The 22,103-nt window shown below is 62.5% G+C and carries 18 protein-coding genes; 13 read left to right on the forward strand and 5 right to left on the reverse strand.

Annotated elements, in window-relative coordinates; all coding sequences use genetic code 11:
* The first annotated feature begins 7 nt into the window (after positions 1 to 7).
* Complete coding sequence (gene ptsP, locus V3W27_RS02615) at positions 8 to 2,287, forward strand: phosphoenolpyruvate--protein phosphotransferase (RefSeq protein ID WP_007965577.1); 2,280 nt, start codon at positions 8 to 10, stop codon at positions 2,285 to 2,287.
* 108 nt (positions 2,288 to 2,395) lie between these two features.
* Here ptsP and V3W27_RS02620 read toward each other — a convergent pair whose 3' ends face one another.
* Positions 2,396 to 3,142 carry an NRDE family protein gene (locus V3W27_RS02620; RefSeq protein ID WP_330205850.1) on the reverse strand — a complete coding sequence of 249 codons (747 nt, stop codon included), beginning with the start codon at positions 3,140 to 3,142 and terminating at the stop codon, positions 2,396 to 2,398.
* 130 nt (positions 3,143 to 3,272) lie between these two features.
* Here V3W27_RS02620 and V3W27_RS02625 point away from each other — a divergent pair, with 130 nt between their 5' ends.
* The 3 genes from V3W27_RS02625 (at position 3,273) to V3W27_RS02635 (ending at position 5,986) form a co-directional block, all read left to right on the forward strand.
* Entirely contained in the window at positions 3,273 to 4,055 is a 783-nt protein-coding gene (locus V3W27_RS02625) for a sulfite exporter TauE/SafE family protein (protein ID WP_027610537.1), read from the forward strand.
* 93 nt (positions 4,056 to 4,148) lie between these two features.
* Positions 4,149 to 4,964, forward strand: a complete 816-nt coding sequence (lgt, locus tag V3W27_RS02630; protein WP_007965581.1) for a prolipoprotein diacylglyceryl transferase — start codon at positions 4,149 to 4,151, stop codon at positions 4,962 to 4,964.
* A 50-nt stretch (positions 4,965 to 5,014) separates the two neighbouring features.
* A complete protein-coding gene (locus tag V3W27_RS02635; RefSeq protein ID WP_047596629.1) occupies positions 5,015 to 5,986 on the forward strand; it encodes a thymidylate synthase in 972 nt (323 codons plus the stop codon).
* Positions 5,987 to 6,112: 126 nt separating this feature from the next.
* Here the strand turns inward: V3W27_RS02635 and cadR are convergent, their stop codons facing one another.
* On the reverse strand, positions 6,113 to 6,562 hold the full coding sequence (gene cadR, locus V3W27_RS02645) for a Cd(II)/Pb(II)-responsive transcriptional regulator (protein WP_007964189.1): 450 nt from the start codon (positions 6,560 to 6,562) through the stop codon (positions 6,113 to 6,115).
* Positions 6,563 to 6,646: 84 nt separating this feature from the next.
* Here cadR and V3W27_RS02650 point away from each other — a divergent pair, with 84 nt between their 5' ends.
* The 7 genes from V3W27_RS02650 to V3W27_RS02680 all read left to right on the forward strand — a co-directional run bounded on the left by V3W27_RS02650 (position 6,647) and on the right by V3W27_RS02680 (position 15,789).
* Positions 6,647 to 8,962 carry a heavy metal translocating P-type ATPase gene (locus tag V3W27_RS02650; protein ID WP_330205851.1) on the forward strand — a complete coding sequence of 772 codons (2,316 nt, stop codon included), beginning with the start codon at positions 6,647 to 6,649 and terminating at the stop codon, positions 8,960 to 8,962.
* A gap of 16 nt (positions 8,963 to 8,978) precedes the next feature.
* On the forward strand, positions 8,979 to 9,842 hold the full coding sequence (locus tag V3W27_RS02655; protein WP_041072184.1) for a LysR family transcriptional regulator: 864 nt from the start codon (positions 8,979 to 8,981) through the stop codon (positions 9,840 to 9,842).
* A 242-nt stretch (positions 9,843 to 10,084) separates the two neighbouring features.
* Positions 10,085 to 11,161, forward strand: a complete 1,077-nt coding sequence (locus V3W27_RS02660) for a putative 2-aminoethylphosphonate ABC transporter ATP-binding protein (protein ID WP_003229183.1) — start codon at positions 10,085 to 10,087, stop codon at positions 11,159 to 11,161.
* Complete coding sequence (locus tag V3W27_RS02665; protein WP_330205852.1) at positions 11,161 to 12,885, forward strand: putative 2-aminoethylphosphonate ABC transporter permease subunit; 1,725 nt, start codon at positions 11,161 to 11,163, stop codon at positions 12,883 to 12,885. Before V3W27_RS02660 ends, V3W27_RS02665 begins: the two co-directional genes overlap by 1 nt.
* 47 nt (positions 12,886 to 12,932) lie before the next feature.
* Positions 12,933 to 13,958: a putative 2-aminoethylphosphonate ABC transporter substrate-binding protein gene (locus V3W27_RS02670; protein WP_003229178.1), complete on the forward strand. Its 1,026-nt coding sequence runs from the start codon at positions 12,933 to 12,935 to the stop codon at positions 13,956 to 13,958.
* Positions 13,959 to 14,101: 143 nt separating this feature from the next.
* Positions 14,102 to 15,235, forward strand: a complete 1,134-nt coding sequence (locus V3W27_RS02675; protein WP_330205853.1) for a TIGR03364 family FAD-dependent oxidoreductase — start codon at positions 14,102 to 14,104, stop codon at positions 15,233 to 15,235.
* On the forward strand, positions 15,235 to 15,789 hold the full coding sequence (locus V3W27_RS02680) for a phosphonate degradation HD-domain oxygenase (RefSeq protein ID WP_330205854.1): 555 nt from the start codon (positions 15,235 to 15,237) through the stop codon (positions 15,787 to 15,789). The genes V3W27_RS02675 and V3W27_RS02680 overlap by 1 nt, the downstream gene beginning before the upstream one ends.
* Before the next feature lie 113 nt (positions 15,790 to 15,902).
* Here the strand turns inward: V3W27_RS02680 and V3W27_RS02685 are convergent, their stop codons facing one another.
* Both V3W27_RS02685 and V3W27_RS02690 read right to left on the reverse strand, forming a co-directional pair.
* The gene (locus tag V3W27_RS02685; protein WP_330205855.1) at positions 15,903 to 17,279 is read right to left on the reverse strand and encodes a GTPase/DUF3482 domain-containing protein; all 1,377 of its coding nucleotides are present in this window, start codon (positions 17,277 to 17,279) and stop codon (positions 15,903 to 15,905) included.
* Complete coding sequence (locus V3W27_RS02690) at positions 17,272 to 18,645, reverse strand: DUF2868 domain-containing protein (RefSeq protein ID WP_330205856.1); 1,374 nt, start codon at positions 18,643 to 18,645, stop codon at positions 17,272 to 17,274. The genes V3W27_RS02685 and V3W27_RS02690 overlap by 8 nt, the downstream gene beginning before the upstream one ends.
* Positions 18,646 to 18,730: 85 nt before the next feature.
* On the opposite strand from V3W27_RS02690, the gene V3W27_RS02695 reads away from it, so the two are divergent.
* A complete protein-coding gene (locus tag V3W27_RS02695; protein ID WP_096795780.1) occupies positions 18,731 to 19,243 on the forward strand; it encodes a dihydrofolate reductase in 513 nt (170 codons plus the stop codon).
* Positions 19,244 to 19,347: 104 nt separating this feature from the next.
* Here V3W27_RS02695 and V3W27_RS02700 read toward each other — a convergent pair whose 3' ends face one another.
* Positions 19,348 to 20,739, reverse strand: coding sequence for an L-cystine transporter (locus tag V3W27_RS02700; RefSeq protein ID WP_097088937.1), 1,392 nt, complete (start codon positions 20,737 to 20,739; stop codon positions 19,348 to 19,350).
* Positions 20,740 to 20,980: 241 nt separating this feature from the next.
* On the opposite strand from V3W27_RS02700, the gene V3W27_RS02705 reads away from it, so the two are divergent.
* Positions 20,981 to 22,036 (forward strand): phosphorylcholine phosphatase, encoded by a 1,056-nt coding sequence (locus V3W27_RS02705; RefSeq protein WP_097088939.1) that lies wholly within the window; start codon positions 20,981 to 20,983, stop codon positions 22,034 to 22,036.
* The last annotated feature ends 67 nt before the right edge of the window (positions 22,037 to 22,103 follow it).

The raw sequence follows: 22,103 nt of genomic DNA on the forward strand, positions 1-22,103 counted from the left end.
CCGAGCCATGCTCAATACGCTGCGCAAGATCGTCCAGGAAGTTAACTCCGCCAAGGATCTCAAGGCGGCGTTGGGGATTATTGTGTTGCGCGTCAAAGAGGCCATGGGCAGCCAGGTCTGCTCGGTCTACCTGCTTGATCCCGAGACCAACCGCTTCGTCCTGATGGCCACCGAGGGCTTGAACAAGCGCTCGATCGGCAAGGTCAGCATGGCACCCAACGAAGGTCTGGTGGGTCTGGTCGGCACGCGTGAAGAACCCCTGAACCTCGAAAACGCCGCGGATCACCCGCGCTACCGTTACTTCGCCGAGACCGGCGAGGAGCGCTACGCCTCGTTCCTCGGGGCGCCGATCATTCACCACCGCCGCGTCGTCGGCGTGTTGGTCATCCAGCAGAAAGAACGCCGCCAGTTCGATGAAGGTGAAGAAGCCTTCCTCGTGACCATGAGCGCGCAGCTCGCCGGCGTAATCGCCCACGCCGAGGCCACCGGGTCGATCCGTGGCCTGGGCCGTCAGGGCAAGGGCATTCAGGAAGCCAAGTTCGTCGGCGTACCGGGTTCGCCGGGTGCCGCCGTCGGTACTGCGGTGGTGATGCTGCCGCCGGCGGATCTGGACGTGGTGCCGGACAAGCACATCACTGACATCGACGCCGAGCTGGCGCTGTTCAAGACCGCCATCGAAGGCGTGCGCGCCGACATGCGCGCGTTGTCCGCCAAGCTTGCGACCCAGCTGCGCCCGGAAGAGCGTGCGCTGTTCGACGTCTACCTGATGATGCTTGACGATGCCTCGCTGGGCAGCGAAATCACCACCGTGATCAAGACCGGCCAGTGGGCCCAGGGCGCGCTGCGTCAGGTGGTCACTGAGCACGTCAACCGTTTCGAACTGATGGACGACGCCTACCTGCGCGAGCGTGCGTCGGACGTCAAAGACCTCGGTCGGCGCCTGCTGGCCTACCTGCAGGAAGAGCGTCAGCAGAATCTGGTCTACCCGGAAAAAACCATTCTGGTCAGCGAAGAGCTGACGCCGGCGATGCTCGGCGAGGTGCCGGAAGGCACATTGGTCGGTCTGGTGTCGGTCCTCGGTTCGGGTAACTCGCACGTCGCGATCCTGGCCCGGGCCATGGGCATTCCGACGGTGATGGGCCTGGTTGACTTGCCGTACGCCAAGGTTGACGGCATCGAGGTGATCGTCGATGGCACCCGCGGCGAGGTCTACACCAACCCCAGCGATGTGCTGCGCAAGCAGTTCGCCGAGGTGGTCGAAGAAGAGAAACAGCTGGCGCTGGGCCTCGACACCCTGCGTGATCTGCCGTGCGTGACCCTCGATGGCCATCGCATGCCGTTGTGGGTCAACACCGGTCTGCTGGCCGATGTGGCGCGGGCGCAGAAGCGCGGCGCCGAGGGAGTCGGTCTGTACCGCACCGAAGTGCCGTTCATGATCAACCAGCGTTTCCCGAGCGAAAAGGAACAACTGGCGATCTACCGCGAGCAACTCGCCGCGTTCCACCCGCAACCGGTAACCATGCGCAGCCTGGACATCGGCGGCGACAAGTCGCTGTCGTACTTCCCGATCAAGGAAGACAACCCGTTCCTCGGCTGGCGCGGGATTCGCGTGACCCTCGACCACCCGGAAATCTTCCTGGTGCAGACCCGCGCGATGCTCAAGGCCAGCGAAGGCCTGAACAACCTGCGGATCCTGCTGCCGATGATCTCCGGCACCCACGAACTCGAAGAAGCCCTGCACCTGATCCACCGGGCCTGGGGCGAAGTGCGTGACGAAGGCACCGACGTGCCGATGCCGCCAATCGGGGTGATGATTGAAATTCCGGCTGCGGTGTACCAGACCAAGGAACTGGCGCGGCAGGTGGACTTCCTGTCGGTCGGCTCCAACGACCTGACCCAGTACCTGCTAGCCGTCGACCGCAACAACCCGCGAGTGGCCGACCTCTACGACTACCTGCACCCGGCGGTGCTGCAAGCCCTGCAAACCGTGGTCCGCGACGCGCATGCCGAAGGCAAACCGGTGAGTATCTGCGGCGAAATGGCCGGTGATCCGGCAGCGGCGGTGCTGTTGATGGCGATGGGCTTCGACAGCCTGTCGATGAACGCCACCAACTTGCCGAAAGTGAAGTGGATGCTGCGCCAGATCAACCTGAGCAAGGCCAAGGATCTGCTGGCGGAGCTGATGAAGATTGATAACCCGCAAGTTATCCACAGCTCGCTGCAACTGGCGCTGAAGAATCTCGGGTTGTCGAAGATGAATCCGCCGGCGGTCAACAAGGCCCTCTGAAAGGCTGATGGCCCCTTCGCGAGCAAGCCCGCTCCCACAGGGATTTGTGTCGATCACAGAACCAATGTGGGAGCGGGCTTGCTCGCGAAGGCGTCAGTCCCGCTACCGCTAAACCTGAACCTCCACCTCACCCAAATGCCCGCCATACGGCCCGAAACTGCGCTCGACCATTCGCCGCGTGCCGTCCGCCTGCACGATCAACGCCGTACTCGCCCGTGTCCCATAACTTTGACTGGCAATAAACACACTCGACAGCAGTGATTCCGTGGCCAGCCCGACCCCGGTGTCCGGCAATTCATTAAACGGCGCGGTCTGCGCATCGCTCAGTAACCCCAGCAGTCGCGCAGGCTGCGGATCATCCAGCACCGCACTCAATGCAGCCTTGGCCTTGAGCAATTTCGGCCACGGCGTATCCAGCCCGGCATTCGATAGCCCGTAAACCCCGGGCTCGAGCATCACCGGTTCAGACGTCCGCGCATTGAAGTGCCACAGCTCGTGGGCATTGCCCAGCAGCAGGTTGAACCCGGCGTACTCCGGCGAGCGCGCGACCACATCGCTTAAATAATCATCAATCGACGCATCGCCCGTGAGAAACCGCGCCACCAGCTCGCCCCTTGATTTACGCGCCGGAGGCTGGTGTGGATCGCGGATATTGGTCAGTGCGGCGAAGCGTCCGTTGGCACCAATCCCCAGCCACGTGCCGCCCGCCTCAAGATCGCGCCCGGCATGCACGTGCGGTGCGTCGGCCCATGGCGCCAGCGGCAGGCTCGGGCGGGCGTAGAACTCGTCACGGTTGGCCGCGACGATCAGCGGCTGGGCATGGCCCGGGCGCCAGGCGAAAACGATCAGGCACATAAGGTGGTCCTTGTGCGTTTTCTGCTCACTCTACGCAGTCGGCGTCCGTGCATCCATCGTCAGTGGAGCCAAAGGGCATGCATCCGTTACCATGCCGCTCCGGTTTTGGGGATGCGTCTGGGAGACGGTCATGGAATTTCTGCTCTATCTGGCGTTGGGCGCCTGTGCGGGCGTGCTGGCCGGGCTGTTCGGGGTGGGCGGCGGGATCATTATTGTCCCGGTGCTGGTGTTCAGTTTTACCTTGCAGGGATTCGATCAGTCGATCCTCACGCATCTGGCGGTAGGGACATCGCTGGCGACCATCATCTTCACTTCGGTCAACGCCGTGCGTGAACACCATCGACGTGGTGCGGTGCGCTGGCCGATCTTCATGTGGATGACCGTGGGTATTCTGCTCGGCGCCGGTTTTGGGGCGCTGACGGCCGAGGCGATTTCCGGGCCGAACCTGCAGAAGATCATCGGCGTGTTCGCCTTGGTGATTGCCGTGCAACTGGCGCTGGAGGTCAAACCCAAGGCCAGTCGAACGGTGCCGGGCAAACTCGGTCTGACCGTGGCCGGCAGTGTGATCGGCTGGGCCTCGGCGATTTTCGGAATCGGCGGCGGTTCGCTGACCGTGCCGTTCCTGACCTGGCGCAGCGTGCCGATGCAGCAGGCGGTGGCAACGTCGTCGGCCTGTGGCTTGCCGATTGCTGTGGCGAGTGCGTTAAGTTTCATGATTCTGGGCTGGCATGATCCGCTGTTGCCGCCGCATAGTCTCGGTTTTGTCTATTTGCCGGCGCTGCTGGGCATTGCCCTGACCAGCATGGTGTTCGCCCGTCTCGGCGCGCGCCTGGCACACAGATTGTCGCCGCGCTTGCTGAAACGGCTGTTCGCCGCTTTGCTGTTCTGCGTGGGCCTGAATTTCCTGCTCTGATCCGCTGGGTCAGAACGGGCCGCAATCCTGGCTTAATCCTGAGGTGGCAGCGTCGCCCGGGAATTTTGGTTTCAACTCTAACGAGGAGTCGCAATGCTGCCTTACCCGCAGATCGACCCGGTGGCCCTGGCCATCGGTCCGCTGAAAATCCACTGGTACGGCCTGATGTACCTCGTCGGCATCGGCGGCGCATGGCTGCTGGCGTCGAGCCGGCTCAACCGATTCGACCCGACCTGGACCAAGGAGAAGCTCTCCGATCTGGTGTTCTGGCTGTCGATGGGGGTGATTGTCGGTGGACGACTGGGTTACGTGCTCTTCTATGACCTGAGCGCCTACATCGCCAACCCGACGCTGATTTTCGAAGTGTGGAAGGGCGGTATGTCGTTCCACGGCGGCTTCATCGGGGTGATGCTCGCCGCGCTGTGGTTCGGCAAGCGTAACGGCAAGACCTTCTTCCAACTGATGGACTTTGTTGCGCCGATGGTGCCGATCGGTCTGGGTGCCGGGCGTATCGGCAACTTCATCAACGCCGAGCTGTGGGGCAAGCCGACAGACGTGCCGTGGGCGATGATCTTCCCGCCGTTCAGCGATCCGGCGCAGTTGCCGCGTCACCCGTCGCAGCTATATCAGTTCGCGCTCGAAGGCGTGGCGCTGTTCCTGATCCTGTGGTTGTTCTCGCGTAAACCGCGTCCGACCATGGCCGTATCCGGCATGTTCGCGCTTTTTTACGGCATTTTCCGTTTCATCGTCGAGTTCGTCCGCGTGCCGGACGCGCAACTGGGCTACCTGGCCTGGAACTGGCTGACCATGGGTCAGGTGCTGTGCGTACCGATGATCGTCGGCGGTCTGTTCCTGATCTGGCTGGCCTATCGTCGTGCGCCGGCAGCGCCGCTCGCGCCGACCGCTTAAACTACGAACCCCGGCGCGCGACGCCGGGGCTCAAAGGACACAGGTAACTCATGAAGCAATATCTCGAACTGGTCTCGCACGTCATCCAGAACGGCACCAAACAGGCCAACCGCACCGGCATCAACACCATCAGCTTCCCGGGTGCGATGCTGCGTTTCGATCTGCAGGAAGGCTTTCCGGCGATCACCACCCGCAAGATGGCCTTCAAGTCGGCCATCGGCGAGATGTGCGGTTTTCTGCGTGGCGTGAACAACGCCGCTGAATTCCGTGCGCTGGGCTGCAAGGTCTGGGACCAGAACGCCAACGAAAATGCGCAATGGCTGGCCAACCCGTTCCGTCAGGGCGAAGACGACCTCGGCGAAATCTACGGCGTGCAATGGCGCAAATGGCCGGCGTACAAGCAGATCCCGCTGAGCAACACCGCCGCCATCGAACAAACCCTGAGCAATGGCTACAAGCAGATCGCCCAGGGCGAAGAAGACGGCCAGGCTTATGTGGTGCTGTACAAAGCCATCGATCAGGTGCGCCAGTGCGTCGACACGATCATCAAGGACCCGGGCAGCCGCCGCATCCTGTTCCACGGCTGGAACGTCGCCCAGCTCGATGAAATGGCCCTGCCGCCATGTCATCTGCTGTACCAGTTCCACCCGAACGTCGAGACCAAAGAGATCTCCCTGACCCTGTACATCCGCTCCAACGACCTGGGTCTGGGCACGCCGTTCAACCTCACCGAAGGCGCCGCGCTGCTGAGCCTGATCGGGCGCCTGACCGGCTACACGCCGCGCTGGTTCACCTATTTCATCGGTGATGCGCACGTCTACGAGAACCACCTGGACATGCTCAACGAACAGCTCAAGCGCGAGCCGTTCGCCATGCCGAAACTGAAAATCTCCGACCGCGTGCCGGAGTTTGCCAAGACCGGTGTGTATCAGCCGGAGTGGCTGGAGTTGGTAGAACCGAGCGATTTCTCGCTGGAAGGCTATGAGCACCACGCGCCGATGACCGCGCCGATGGCGGTCTAGAAACTTCACGCAATACCCTGTGGGAGCGGGCTTGCTCGCGAAAGCGGTGTATCAGTTAACGATGATGTCGACTGACACTCCGCCTTCGCGAGCAAGCCCGCTCCCACATTGGGTTCTGTGTAAGCCTCAGTGGCCGTGACTGCGGCCGACATGCGAATGCTCAACCTCCGTCGCCACAACCCCGCCACTCACCTCCAGGCGCTGCAAAATCCCGCACTGATCCGCCCCCGGCCCTTCGCCACAGCGTTGGCGCAGGTCGAGCAGTTGTGTCTGCAACGCCAGCAACCCGTCAATCCGCGCTTTCACATGCTGGATGTGCTCGTCGATCAGCGTATTGACGCTTGCACACTGATCCTGCGGGCTGTCGCGCATGGCCAGCAGGCTGCGGATTTCTTCGAGGGTCATGTCGAGGGTGCGGCAGTTGCGGATGAAGGTCAGGCGTTCGGCATGCGCCTGGGTGTAGACGCGGTAGTTGCCGTCGCTGCGCGCCGGCTCCGGCAGCAGGTTTTCGCGCTCGTAATAGCGGATGGTTTCCACGGCGCAGTCGGTGAGTTTGGCCAGTTCTCCGATCTTCATGACGGCAATCTCCAAAAGGGTGCTTGACCCTATAGTGGCTACAGGGTCTTTACTTGGCAACAGGCACCTTCATGGACGCGACCAATGAGCGATTCCCAGCACACCCACAAGCCCGACGACGGGCATGATCATAGCCACAGCCATAAATTGCAGCCTGTGCATAAGCACGAACATGGCGGCGATTCCTGCTGCGGGTCGAAAGCCGCAGCACCGGCACTGGTTCATTCGCACGAAGATTCTTGCTGCTCGTCGACAGTCGCCGCGCCTGCGTTGGTGCAACTGAGCGAAAAGACCAGCGCTGACGCCCGCCTGAGCAGTTTCCGCATCGAAGCGATGGACTGCCCGACCGAGCAGACGCTGATCCAGAACAAACTCGGCAAACTCGCTGGCGTGCAGCAGCTGGAATTCAACCTGATCAACCGCGTGCTCGGCGTGACCCACAATCTGCCGGACACCGCGCCGATCACCGAGGCGATCACCTCGCTGGGCATGCACGCCGAGCCATTGGAGGCGGGCGTCGAAGCCCCGACCCCGGCGCCGGTGAAAAAACACTGGTGGCCCCTGGCGCTGTCCGGTGTCGGCGCGCTGGCGGCCGAAGTGATCCATTTCACCAACGCTGCGCCAACCTGGGTGGTGGCGATCATTGCGCTGATCTCGATCCTCAGCGGCGGCCTGACCACCTATAAAAAGGGCTGGATCGCCCTGAAGAACCGCAACCTCAACATCAACGCGCTGATGAGCATCGCGGTGACCGGTGCGGTGCTGATCGGGCAGTGGCCGGAAGCGGCGATGGTGATGTTCCTGTTCACCGTGGCCGAGCTGATCGAGGCGCGTTCGCTGGATCGTGCGCGCAATGCCATCAGCGGCCTGATGCAGATGACCCCGGAACAGGCCACGGTGCAGCAAGCCGACGGCAACTGGATCGAACAAGAGGTTAAAAGCGTCGAACTCGGCGCCCGCGTGCGGGTAAAACCCGGCGAGCGCATTGCGCTGGACGGCGAGGTCGTCAGCGGCAGTTCGACCATCGATCAGGCGCCGATCACCGGTGAAAGCCTGCCGGTGGAGAAAACCGTGGGCGACAAAGTCTTCGCCGGCACCATCAACCAGGCCGGTTCGCTGGAATACTCGGTGACTGCGGCGGCGAACAACTCGACCCTGGCGCGGATCATCCACGCCGTCGAGCAGGCTCAGGGTGCGCGGGCGCCGACGCAGCGCTTCGTCGATCAGTTCTCGAAAATCTACACCCCGGTGGTGTTCGTGCTGGCGCTGGCGGTGGCGATCATCCCGCCGCTGTTTATGGGCGCGTTGTGGTTCGACTGGATCTACCGTGCGCTGGTGCTGCTGGTGGTGGCGTGTCCCTGTGCACTGGTGATTTCCACCCCGGTGACCATCGTCAGCGGCCTCGCGGCAGCGGCGCGCAAAGGCATTCTGGTCAAGGGCGGCGTGTATCTGGAGGGCGGTTTCAAGCTCGATTATCTGGCGCTGGACAAGACCGGCACCATCACCCACGGCAAACCGGTGCAGACCGATTACCTGTCGCTCGACCCGACCGCGGAAGCCACCGCTCCGGCAATCGCCGCCGCGCTGGCCGGGCGTTCCGATCACCCGGTGTCGCTGGCCATCGCCAATGCGGCTGTGGATAAAAACCTCGCCGTGCTGACTGTGGATAACTTCGAAGCGCTGGCCGGTCGTGGCGTGAAGGGACAGGTCAACGGCCAGACCTATCACTTGGGCAACCATCGTCTGGTCGAGGAGCTGGGCCTGTGCTCGCCGCAACTGGAAGAGAAGCTGTTTGCGCTGGAGAAACAGGGCAAATCCGTGGTGTTGCTGCTCGACAGTTCTGGTCCGCTGGCGCTGTTCGCCGTGGCCGACACGGTCAAGGAGTCCAGCCGCGAAGCGATCCGCCAGTTGCACGCGCTGGGCGTGAAAACCATGATGCTCACCGGTGACAACGTGCACACCGCGCAGGCGATTGCCGCGCAGGTCGGCATCGATCAGGCCAAGGGCGACTTGCTGCCAACCGACAAGCTGCAAGCCATCGAAGCGCTTTATGCACAGGGGCATCGGGTGGGCATGGTTGGCGACGGCATCAACGACGCCCCGGCACTGGCCCGCGCCGAGATCGGTTTCGCCATGGCGGCCGCCGGCACCGACACCGCGATTGAAACCGCCGATGTCGCCCTGATGGACGACGATCTGCGCAAGATTCCCGCGTTCATCAGCCTGTCGCGCGACACCGCGAGCATCCTGAAACAGAACATCGCCTTGGCCCTGGTGATCAAGGCTATCTTTCTTGGGGTAACCTTCGCCGGGCTCGCCACCATGTGGATGGCGGTGTTCGCCGACATGGGTGTGAGCCTGCTGGTGGTGTTCAACGGTTTGCGCCTGCTGCGTAAATAAACGATGAGGGATGGTTGTGCTGAGTGCCGAGCTGAAAGCGTTTTATATGGTCGCCCGCTTGGGCAGCATTACGCTGGCGGCGAAAAAGCTCGGCCTCAGCCAACCCACCGTAACCACGCAGATTCGCAATCTGGAAAGTCAGTACTCGGTGGAGCTGTTCTACCGTGGCGGCCGTCGTTTGAGTGTCAGCGACGAAGGCGCGCGGTTGCTGCCGATGGTCAAGGCGCTGTTGCAGCAGGAGGCCGACATCGAGTTCTTCCTGCGCAACAGCGGTCAGGTACAGGGCACGTTGCGCATCGCTGCCACTGCGCCGTATTACATCCTCGATCTGGTGAAGACCTTCCGCGAGCGTCTGCCGCAGGTGGAAGTATCGGTGGAGATCGGCAACTCGCAGCAGGTGCTCGAAGCGCTGGAGGATTACCGGGTCGATGTCGCCGCGTCGTCGCAGTTGCTTGAGGATGCGCGGTTGATTCGCCGGGTATTGGGTAGCGATCCACTGGTGCTGGCGGTGCATCGCAATCATCCGCTGGCGGCGCAGGAACATGTGGCGTTGAGTGCGCTGGCCGGACATACCTTGCTGATGCGCGAATCCGGCTCGACCACCCGCCGTTTGACCGAGGAGTTGCTGGAAAGCGCCGGGGTCAGTTTCGGGCCGCTGCTGGAAATTGGCAGCCGCGAATCGATCCGTGAGGCGGTGCTGCGCAATATCGGCATCAGCATCATTGCTCGTCAGGAAGTGCCGCACGATCCGCAATTGCGGGTGCTGACCATCGAGAATGCGCCGCAGATTCCCGAGTACCTTTACTGCTTGAAAGAAAGGAAGGGCGCGCGGTTGCCGGCGGCCTTCCTCGGCTTGGCCCAAGAGATGTCTCCGGCCTGATTTCTTCAGTGCACATATGGGCCTCTTCGCGAGCAAGCCCGCTCCCACATTGGATGTGTGTTGTGAACACGGTCCCCCTGTGGGAGCGGGCTTGCTCGCGAAGGCGTCAGACCAGGCAACCCATGACTTGAAACCTGAACCAAAATCCCCGAATACCACTATCGGCCGTTTTTGCCCTACTGCCACATGACGGACGCATTACAACTCTAGGATTGGCCCCATCAGCTTGATGAGGTCTGTCCATGAATCCTGCAATCGCAACTGCCCTGACCAATCCCGGTGCGCCGATGAAAGTGCGCGGGGTGCAGAAGCGCTTCGGCGCGTTCACCGCACTGGATAACGTCTCCCTCGATGTCGCGGCCGGTGAGCTGGTATGCCTGCTCGGCCCGTCGGGTTGCGGCAAGACCACGCTGCTGCGTTGCATCGCCGGGCTGGAGAAGCAGGACAGCGGCGAGTTGTACCTCGGCGATCGCGATGTCTCGCACCTTGCGCCGCAGGCCCGGGATTACGGGATCCTGTTCCAGTCCTACGCGCTGTTCCCCAATCTGACCGTCGAAGCGAACATTGCCTACGGCCTCGCCGGCAGCGGTCGCGACGAAGTACGCCGTCGCGTCGGGCAGATGCTGGAGCTGGTCGGCCTCACCGGCAGTGAGAAAAAGTACCCGGGCCAGTTGTCCGGCGGCCAGCAACAGCGGGTTGCCCTGGCTCGTGCCCTGGCCCCGGCGCCGTCGCTGCTATTGCTTGATGAGCCGATGTCGGCGCTGGACGCCCGAGTGCGCGAGCATCTGTGCACCGAGTTGCGTCAACTGCAGCGCAACCTCGGCATCACCACCCTGATGGTCACCCACAATCAGGACGAAGCCATGCTGATGGCCGACCGCATCGCCGTGATGAACAACGGCCGGGTCGAGCAGTACGCCACCCCGCAGGAAATCTACAACCGCCCGGCCACGCCGTTTGTCGCCGAGTTTGTCGGGCAGGGCAACTGGCTGCCGTTCCAGCGCAGCAGCGCCAGTCACGCCCGGGTTGGCGGGATGGATGTGCGTCTGGCCGATGGTAGCGTCAGCGGCGCCTCGGGCCGACTGTTCTGCCGTCCGGAAGCAATCAGCGTCAATCCGTTGGTGCACGAAGAAAACCTGTTTCCGGCGAAAGTCCGTGAGATCACCTTTCTCGGCAATCGCTGCCGCATGAGCTTCGAACTCGACCAATTGCCGGGCCACGCGCTGCTTGCTGAACTGGCGCCGGAAGCCATGCCACGCCTTGGCGCCCAGCAGATCATGGTCGCCTTGCCACCGCGCAGCCTGCAGGTGTTTGCCTGATGAGCGCGAACATCGCACTGCCGCTACCGCACAAGCAAGCGCGGCGAGTGTCCGGGGCCGAGGTCGGTGACCGGATCTTCGTCCTCGGCGGCAAACTCCTGCTGCTGTTGCTGCTCGGTATCGCCGTGCTGCTGCCGTTGCTGGCGATCTTCTGGCGTGGCTTCAGCAGTGAGGCCGGGCAGGGCGGTGGCTGGCTCGCCGCTAAGGAGTTGGTCAGCAGCGCGAATTTCCACTGGCTGCTCGGCAACAGCCTGAAAGTTTCCCTCAGCGTCGCGGCCATCGTCGTACCGCTGGCCTACCTGTTTGCCTACGCCCTGCAACGCACGATGATTCCGGCCAAGGGCCTCTGGCGCGGAATTTCTCTGCTGCCATTGATGGCGCCGTCGATGCTGCCGGGGATCGCACTGGTCTATCTGTTCGGCAATCAGGGCATGTTGCGCGGGCTGCTCTCGGACAACATCTACGGCTTCTGGGGGATTGTGTTGGGCGAGGTGATTTACACCTTTCCCCATGCGTTGATGATTTTGTTGTCGGCGCTGTCGCTGGCCGATGCGCGGCTGTTCGATGCGGCGTCGAGCATGGGTGCCAGTCCGGCGAAAGCCTTTCGCAGCATCACCTGGCCGGCGACGCGCCAAGCGGTATTCGCCGCGTTCTGTCTGGTGTTCACCCTGACCATCACCGATTTCGGCGTGCCGGTGGTGGTCGGTGGCGACTATCAAGTGCTGGCACTGGAAGCCTACAAAGCCGTGGTCGGTCAGCAACAATTCGGACGCGGGGCGTTGATCGGCATGGTGCTGTTGCTGCCGGCGCTGTTCAGCTTCGGCGTCGATGCCTGGTTGCGTCGGCGTCACGGTGATTCCATGAGCGGCCGCGCCCAGGTGTTCAAACCGGCGCCGTCGAAATTGCGTGATGGCTGCTATCTGGCGATTGTTTTGTTGATCAGCGCGGCGCTGCTGCTGGTGTTCGGCATGGCAGTGTTTTCGTCGCTGGTGAAGTTCTGGCCGTACAACCTGTCGCTGTCGCTCAATCACTACCAGTTCAACGAGACCGCCGGCGGTGGCTGGCTGGCGTACAGCAACAGCTTGAAGATGGCGCTGGGCACGGCGCTGATCGGCAGCGTGCTGATCTTCACTGGCGCTTACCTGATGGAGAAAACCCGCAGCCAACGCGGCCTCAACCTGACGTTGCGCATGCTCAGTTTCGTGCCGATGGCAGTGCCGGGGCTGGTGCTCGGTCTGGGTTACGTCTTCTTCTTCAACCTCAGCGGCAACCCGCTGCACGTGCTGTACGGCACGATGGCCCTGCTGATCGTCTGCACCATTGCTCACTATTTGACCACCGCACAAATGACCGCGACCACCGCGCTGCGCCAGCTCGACGCCGAGTTCGAGGCCGCCGCGCTGTCGCTCAAGGCCCCGCTGTACCGCCACTACCTGCGCGTCACCGTGCCGATCTGCCTGCCGGCGCTGCTGGACATCGTGCGCTACCTGTTCGTCTCGGCGATGACCACGGTGTCGGCGGCGATCTTCCTCTACAGCCCCGACACCATCCTCGCGGCGGTGGCGGTGCTGAACATGGATGACGCCGGCAACGTCGGCGGCGCGGCGGCGATGTCGACCCTGATTCTGTTCACCTCGGCAGGCGTGTCCTTGCTGCTGGCGTGGGCTTCGCGCGGCTTGCTGCGCCGTTCCCAGGCCTGGCGGCAAACCGCGCCCGGTCACTGATTGACGACTTATCCCTACAGCCTCAACTCACCGACAGGAAAACGATCATGTTCAAGCCTATGGCCCTGGCCGCTGCTGTGCTCGCTACTTTCAGCCTGAATGCCTTCGCGGCAAAAACCGAGTTGACGGTGTACACCGCCCTCGAAGCCGAGCAACTGACCGCTTACAAAGCCGCGTTCGAAAAGGCCAACCCGGACGTCGAAATCAAGTGGGTGCGTGACTCCACCGGGATCATCACTGCCAAACTGCTGGCCGAAAAGGCCCGTCCGCAGGCTGACGCGGTGTGGGGCCTGGCCGCTTCGAGCCTGGCGATCCTCGATCAGCAGGGCATGCTGCAAAGCTACGCACCGAAGGATCTGGGCAAGATCGGCGCGAACTACCGCGATGCTGCCAACCCGCCAGCCTGGGTCGGCATGGACGTGTGGGCCGCGACTATTTGCTTCAACACCGTGGAAGCCGAGAAGCAGGGCTTGAGCAAACCGGTGAGCTGGCAGGATCTGACCAAGCCTGAGTACAAGGGCAAGATCGTCATGCCGAATCCGGCGTCGTCCGGCACCGGTTTCCTCGACGTCAGCGCATGGCTGCAAACCTTCGGTGAGAAACAGGGCTGGGCCTACATGGACGGTCTTCACCAGAACATCGGCCAGTATGTTCACTCCGGTTCCAAGCCTTGCAAACTGGCTGCTGCGGGCGAATTCCCGATCGGCATTTCCTTCGAATACCCGGCCGTACAGCTGAAACGCCAGGGCGCGCCGCTGGACATCATCCTGCCGAAGGAAGGCCTGGGCTGGGAGATCGAAGCCACTGCGGTAATCAAAGGCACGCCGCATGAAGACGCGGCGAAAAAACTCGCAGACTTCTCCGCCAGCGCCGAGGCGATGGATCTGTACAAGGAGAACTTTGCGGTTCTTGCGCAGCCGGGCATCGCCAAGCCGCAGACCGAACTGCCGGCCGACTACGAGCAGCGCCTGATCAAGAACGACTTTGCCTGGGCCTCGAAGAATCGCGACGAGATCCTGACCGAATGGCGCAAGCGGTATGACGGCAAGTCCGAGAAAGTTGTCGCCAAGTAAGATCTTTATCGACTGACAGGGCCTCATCGCTGGCAAGCCAGCTCCCACAGGGTTTTGCGCTGAACACGAATTTTGTGAACACCTCGATACCTGTGGGAGCTGGCTTGCCAGCGATGACGGTCTCTCATTCAGAGTATCTCTAAATGACACAACACAAAGACCTGCTGATCGTCGGCGCCGGCATTCTCGGACTGTCCCACGCCTACGCCGCCGCCAAACGCGGCCTCAAGGTCAGCGTTTTCGAACGCACCGCCACGCCCCTCGGCGCTTCGGTGCGCAACTTTGGTCAGGCGCTGGTCACCGGTCAGCCACCGGGGCCGATGCTTGAACTGGCCATGGCCAGCCGCGAGATCTGGGGTGACTGGGCGCAACTCGCCGGTCTGCAGATCAAGCGAAACGGCTCGTACCTGTTCGCCCGCAGCGAAGCCGAAGAGCAACTGCTCGAAGCGTTCTGCGCCGGTCGCGCCGTGGAACATAGCTATAACGTCGACTTGCTGCGTGGCGCTGCCCTGCGTGATCTGTATCACGGTCAGTTCAGCCACCACCGCGCGGCGCTGCACGGCATGGACGATCAACAGCTGTACTCGCGTGAAGCGATTCCGGCGTTGATCGACTATCTGCGCCGCGACCTCGGCGTCGAGTTTCACTTCTCGACGCTGGTACGCGATGTCGAACCGGGGCACCTGCACAGTACCGCCGGCAGCTTCACGGCAAAGCAAATCATCGTCTGCTCCGGCCACGATTATCAGACCCTGCTGGCCGAGCCGATTGCCGCGCTCGATCCGCAGATCTGCCGCCTGCAAATGCTCCGCGCCAAACCGCAGATCGAGCTGAATCTGCAACACGCCTTGCTCACCGGTTTGAGCTGCGTGCACTACGGCGCCTTCGCCGATTTGCCAGAAGCGGCGGCGGTGCAGGCGCAGATCCTGCGCGAACAACCGCACCTGCACGACAACGGCATTCACCTGCTGATCAGTCCGACGCCGTATGGCGAGCTGATCATCGGCGACTCGCACCATTACGGCAGCGATCCGTCGCCATTCAACGCCGAGCAAGTGGACAACTGGATGCTCGAACTGGCCGAGCACACGCTGGGCTGCAAGGTGCAAGTGGTCGAGCGCTGGCAGGGCGTCTATGGTTCACGGGGGCCGGGGCCGTTTTCGTTGCTGCGCCCGGCCCCCGGGCTGAGTGTGGCGTTGATGCACACCGGCGTCGGCATGAGCGTCGGCCCGGCACTGGCTGAACGCAATGTCGCGCAGTGGCTGGAGGAAATCTGATGGATCACCAACAAGTCGTCGCTCGGGTATTCGGGTTGTATGAGCGCTTCGGCACCCGCGATTACATCGGCGAGCCGGTCTCGCAGATCGAACACATGTCCCAGGCTGCGGAACTGGCGATTGCCGAAGGCTTTGATGATGAAGTGGTGCTCGCCGCGTTCTTCCACGACATCGGCCACCTGTGCGCCGAAGGTGCCGAGAACATGGGCGGTTATGGCGTGGTCAGCCATGAGCGATTGGGTGCGGACTACTTGCGTGAGGCGGGTTTTAGTGAGCGTATGGCCCGGCTGGTGGAATATCACGTGCAGGCCAAACGTTATCTGACGCTGCGTGAGCCGGGGTATTTCGAGCGCTTGAGTGAAGCGAGTCGCCGCACGCTGGAATATCAGGGCGGGGTGATGAGCGAGGCTGAGGCGGATGTGTTTGAGCGGGATCCGTTGTGTGCCGTCAGCTTGCGCATGCGCCATTGGGACGAGCTGGCCAAGGAGAGGGCGGTGCCGGTGATTGACCTTCAGGTGTTGAAGGAGAAAGCGGCGCGGCTGCTGGCTGTGTAATCCATGTCACCGAGTCGCGCCATTCGCGAGCAGGCTCGCTCCCACAGGGTTTTGTGTTCTGACCACGACCCAATGTGGGAGCGAGCCTGCTCGCGAAGAGGCCAGATCAGGCGCTACAAATCTGCAGCCAGAAACTCAATCTGCTCCTGCCGCTCCGCCTGATTCAGCTTCGCATGCGGATTGAGTGAAGACCACTGCGGATGCGCCCGCGCCTTGCTCAGCGCATCCGGCAACTTGCCTTCGCGCCAGGTCTTGTCCTGCGGGGTGGCGACCTGGACCGCGTCCATCGCCGCATGCCCGCGCTGATCGAGCGCCAGCAACAATTGGCGCTGCCGCAACGCCAACAGCCGCAACACCCCGTCATCCACGGTCAACTCCCGCTGGCCCCTGATCTTGCCGAGCAGGCGGCTGCCATAACTGCGCGCGGTTTGCAGCGCACCACCGGCAATCGCACCGGCCAAAGCCGCCGCACCGAGGGTAATCCCGCCCACCAGCAAATCCACGCCAGCCCCGGCAGCGGCACCGGCAGCAATCCCGCCGCCCACCCGCACGCCGAGTTGCTTCAGGGTTTCCGGGTTGAACAGATCATCGCCCCAACGCCCATCGAGCAACGGCAGATCACTGGCCGCCGCATCCTGCGGGCGAAACGCATAGAGCTTGAGCAACGCTTCGACGCATTTCTGTTCACGCTGGCGCACGGCTTTGCGCAGTTCGCTGATCGCTTGCTGCTCCTGCTCGGCCTCGCTGACCACGCTGCGTCGGCAGGCGGCGCAGTCGATCAGCAATTCGGCGATCAAACGCGCCGCACTTTGTTGGCGGGCGAGGCGCTGGGCCTGTTGATCGGCGATCAAGCGTTCCAGTTGCGGCCGGGCGTTTTCCAAGAGCAGCGCGAGGCTTTCGTACAGGCGCCGCTCGCCATCTTCCGGCGGCGCCACGCTGTCGAACCGCACCAGCGCATGCAGGCCGAGCCGCGCCAACGCTTCGCGCCAGTCCGGCTCGCGATGGTTGGCGCTGCTGACGAAATTCAGCACCGGCAACAGCGGCTTGCCGCAACTGGCCAGCACTTCGAGTTCGTCACGATACTTGGCCAGCACCGGTTCGCGGGCGTCGATCACATACAGACCGGCGTCGGACGCGAGTAGCTGTCGCAGGACTTTCGCCTCCTGTTCGAAACGCTGACGTGCTTCGCTGCCGTCGAGAAACCGCGCCAGTCGCGCCGGGCCGTCGAGACGTTCGCCGGGGCGCTCCAGACGCTCAAGGAAATCCAGCAGGGCGATGGCGTCTTCCAGCCCCGGTGTGTCGTAGAGATCGAGCAACGGCTCGCCGTCCACCGACAACCGCGCACCCTCGACATGTCGAGTGGTGCTCGGCCGGTGCGAGACTTCGCCGAAGCCGACGTCGCGGGTCAGGGTGCGCAGCAGCGAAGTCTTGCCGACGTTGGTGTGGCCGACCACCGCGAGTTTCAGCGGCGCTTTCCGGGCATCAGTCATGACCGCTCTCCAGCCAGTTCATCGGCGCGCAATCGGCGAACGGCAACTCCAGTTGTTGCAGCGCAACGTGCCAGTCGCCGAGACGGGCACTGTCCAGCGCTTCGCCGGGCGGTGCTTGCAGCAGCCAGACCCGGGTGGCGTTGGCGTTGCGCGCCAGTTCGGCGATCAGCGCGAGGCTGCCGCGATCCGGCGAGCGTCGCGGGTCGCAGGCGATCAGCAGGCGCGCCGGAGGGAAACGGCTGAGCTGTTCGAGCAGTTTGTGCCGTGATTCGCGGCTGTCGAGGATGCCGGCGTTGCTCACGGTTTTCGGCAGGGCCGGTGGCCACGGGCGCTGATCGTCGAGTTCGATGGCCACCAGCAAAGCGCCGTCGCTGGCGTGTTCGCTGACGCTGCTTTCGACCCGATGCAACTGCGCAGGCGCGGCGTCGTTGATGCCGAGGCGTTCGCTGGTCGGCATCAGCCGTTCACGCAACTGGGCGTAACCGGGTAGGTTCAGGTTCAGCGTCAGCGCGGCTTTGCCGCGACTCCAGCGCCAGAAACACAACAGCGCCAGCAGCAGGCGCGGCAGCACGCCGTAGACCACCAGCACGCCGACCAGCCAGGTTGCCCAGGCCTGTCGCGCGCTTTCGATATCCAGCGCTGCGCCGCCGCTGGCGCGGATCATCTCTACGGTCGGCACGTTGAAGCCGAGCAGCGCCGGCAGCGCGCCGAGGGCTTGGGTCAGGTTGATGAAGGTGTCGGCGCCGAGAATCGTGGTTTCCCAGACGAAGCCGTAGCGCCGGGTCGCCATCAGTGTCAGCAGCAACAGCAGGGCGCTGAGCATCGCCAGCAACCACAGACCGTTGACCAATGTGCCGAGCGCCCAGCGATTGAGTTTTTTGCGTTGCAGCATCAGCAGCAGGGCCGGCGCGAGTTGCGCGGCTTTGGCATCGCGAGCGAGTTTTTCGCTGAGCCACAGCCACAAGCGCCCGAGGGTGGCGCCGTGTTCTCCGGCAAAGATCAGCCCCAGTGCCCAGCTCAGTAGCAGAATCAGGTTCAACCCGAGCAGGCTGCCCAAGGCCCAGAACACATTCACCGGTGACTGGCTCAGTGCGGCGAAGGCCAGACCGGCGCCGCTCAGCAGCGCGAAAATCACCAGCAGCACCAGCGCCAGACGCGCGCCTTGCAGCCAGTGCTGGAGTGCTGCGCTCAGCCCGTCGCGCTCGGCCAGCCACACGGCGCGGCGCTGAATACGGCCCGGCAGATCGCCGCCGGCCGCGCGGGCCAGACGATTGGCTTCCAGATCTTCCAGGGGGCCTGCGTGTTCTTCGCGCAGGCGGATGGTTTCAGTCAGCCAGAGGTTTTGCAGTGGAGTCAGTTCAGTCACGCGCCATTCCGTTGCTCGATTGAGCAGTGAGCATAACCGCTGTGGCGCTTATCGGGTCAAGCGAGGCTCTGGTATCCTCGCCGGCATGACTAAATCACTCCCCCTCAGCCTGATCGCAGCCCTCGGTGAAAACCGTGTGATCGGCGTCGACAACAGCATGCCCTGGCACCTGCCGGGGGACTTCAAATACTTCAAGGCCACGACCCTCGGCAAGCCGATCATCATGGGCCGTAAGACCTGGGACTCCCTCGGCCGTCCGCTGCCGGGCCGCTTGAACATCGTGGTCAGCCGTCAGCCGGATCTGCTGCTGGAAGGGGCGGAGGTGTATCCGTCGCTGGAAGCCGCCGTGATTCGCGCCGAGGAATGGGCGAAAGCGCAGGGCGTCGATGAGTTGATGCTGATTGGCGGCGCGCAGTTGTATGCACAAGGGCTGGCGCAGGCGGATCGTTTGTATCTGACCCGAGTGGCGCTGAGCCCGGAAGGCGATGCGTGGTTTCCGGAGTTTGACCTGAACCAGTGGAAGCTGGTGTCGAACGTGCCGAATCCGGCTGAGGGCGACAAGCCTGCGTACAACTTCGAGGTCTGGGAAAAGGCTTAAGAGCTTCGCGAGCAAGCCCGCTCCCATATTGGATTTGTGTCGATCACAGATCCAATGTGGGAGCGGGCTTGCTCGCGAAGAGGGCAGGTCAGGCAAAGAAGAATTTAAGCCTGAGCAAGCTCCGCATGCTCATCCGCATCCAGCAGCGCTTTATCGGTCTGCTGCATCACTTGGCTGGTAATCGCACCGGCGGTGATCGAACCACTCACGTTCAACGCCGTACGACCCATGTCGATCAGCGGCTCCACCGAAATCAGCAGCGCCACCAGTGACACCGGCAAGCCCATCGCCGGCAGCACGATCAGTGCCGCGAACGTCGCGCCGCCGCCAACACCGGCCACACCGGCCGAGCTCAGAGTGACAATCGCCACCAGTGTCGCGATCCACAGCGGATCCAGCGGGTTGATGCCGACCGTTGGCGCAACCATCACCGCCAACATCGCCGGGTACAGACCGGCGCAACCGTTCTGGCCGATGGTCGCACCGAACGAGGCGGCGAAACTGGCAATTGATTGCGGAATGCCCAGACGACGGGTCTGCGCTTCGATGCTCAGCGGAATGCTCGCCGCGCTGGAGCGGCTGGTGAACGCGAACGTCAGCACCGGCCAGATCTTGCGGAAGAAACGCAGCGGATTGATCCCGGCGGCCGACACCAGCAGGCCGTGCACCACGAACATCAGGCCCAGGCCGAGGTACGAGACCACGACGAAACTGCCGAGCTTGATGATGTCCTGCAGGTTGGAACCGGCGACCACTTTGGTCATCAGCGCCAGCACGCCGTACGGGGTCAGCTTCATCACCAGACGCACCAGACGCATCACCCAGGCTTGCAGGGTGTCGATGGCATTGATCACTTTCTGACCTTTCTCGGCATCATCCTTGAGCAGTTGCAGCGCAGCAACCCCCAGGAACGCGGCGAAGATCACCACGCTGATGATCGAAGTCGGCTTGGCTCGCGCCAGGTCGGCGAACGGGTTCTGCGGAATGAACGACAGCAGCAGCTGCGGCACATTCAGGTCGGCGACCTTGCCGGCGTAGTCGGTCTGAATGGTTTGCAGACGGGCCATTTCCTGAGTACCGGCGACCAGGCCTTCGGCGGTGAGGCCGAACAGGTTGGTCAGACCGATACCGATCAGCGCCGCAATCGCGGTGGTGAACAGCAGCGTGCCGATGGTCAGGAAGCTGATCTTGCCCAGCGACGACGCGTTGTGCAGACGTGCCACCGCGCTGAGGATCGAGGCGAACACCAGCGGGATCACGATCATTTGCAGCAGCTGCACGTAGCCGTTGCCGACCAGATCGAACCAGCCGATCGAGGCTTTCAGTACCGGGTTGCCGGCACCGTAAACAGTGTGCAGGGCAACACCGAAGGCTACGCCGAGCACCAGCGCGAGCAGGACTTTTTTTGCCAGGCTCCAAGTGGTGTGGCGGGTTTGCGCCAGACCGAAGAGCAGGGCGAGGAACACCAGCAGATTGAGGATCAGCGGCAGATTCATGAAGACTCCGATAAGACTTGTGCCAGTCGCATTCTTGGGCAACTGCGAACCGGCAAGCCTAACAGTTTGATTTCCAATGAATTAATACCGAAATCGCAGGTTGTCCGTCGTTTTTGGAATAAGCGCTTGTCGCTCTCGGCAATGCAACTGGCGTTGAGGAGACGTAAGCGGTCGCTGACAGACGAGGACTGTCACACTTATTTGTTAGCGTCGATGTCTTTCAGTCAGGGAGAAAACGCCGATGAAGTTCGCACCGAAAATGCTCGCTGTGGTGCTTGGATTGGGTCTAGCCGCTCACGCATTCGCCACCGATCTGAAGCACTGGCCGGCGGATCAGGCCAAGGCACTGGACGCGATGATCGCGGCCAATGCCAACAAAGGTAACTACGCGGTGTTCGACATGGACAACACCAGTTACCGCTATGACCTCGAAGAGTCGTTGCTGCCGTTCATGGAAAACAAGGGCCTGATCACCCGCGACAAACTCGATCCCTCCCTGAAGCTGATGCCGTTCAAGGACACCGCCGACCATAAGGAAAGCCTGTTCAGTTACTACTATCGCCTGTGCGAAGTCGACGACATGGTCTGCTACCCGTGGGTAGCGCAGGTGTTCTCCGGCTTCACTCTCAAGGAACTCAAGGGCTACGTCGATGAGCTGATGGCGTCGGGCAAACCGGTGCCGGCCACTTACTACGAAGGCGATGTAGTGAAGAACATCGATGTGCAGCCGCCGAAAGTCTTCACCGGCCAGGCCGAGCTGTACAACAAGCTGATGGAGAACGGCATCGAGGTTTACGTGATGACCGCCGCCTCCGAAGAACTGGTGCGCATGGTCGCGGCCGATCCGAAGTACGGTTACAACGTCAAACCGCAGAACGTGATCGGCGTGACCACGTTGCTGAAAAACCGCGAAACTGGCGAGCTGACTACTGCACGCAAGCAGATCACCGCCGGCAAGTATGACGAGAAGGCCAACCTCGGCCTCGAACTGACCCCGTACCTGTGGACCCCGGCAACCTGGATGGCCGGCAAACACGCGGCGATTCTGACCTATATCGACGAGTGGAAAAAACCGGTGCTGGTGGGCGGCGATACCCCGAGCAGCGACGGTTACATGCTGTTCCACGATGTGGATGTGGCCAAGGGCGGCATTCACTTGTGGGTCAACCGCAAGGACAAATACATGACTCAGTTGAACGGCATGATGGCCAAGCATGCGGCGGCGCAGGCCAAGGAAGGGTTGCCGGTGACGGCGGACAAGAACTGGGTGATCGTCAAGCCTGAAGAAATCCAGTAAGCCCCCAATCCTTGTGGGAGCGCAGATTCTGGATGCACTGACAGCCCCCTGTGGGAGCGGGCTTGCT

The sequence above is a fragment of the Pseudomonas sp. AM14(2022) genome (assembly GCF_036346455.1).
Classification (GTDB): Bacteria; Pseudomonadota; Gammaproteobacteria; order Pseudomonadales; family Pseudomonadaceae; genus Aquipseudomonas; species Aquipseudomonas putida_A.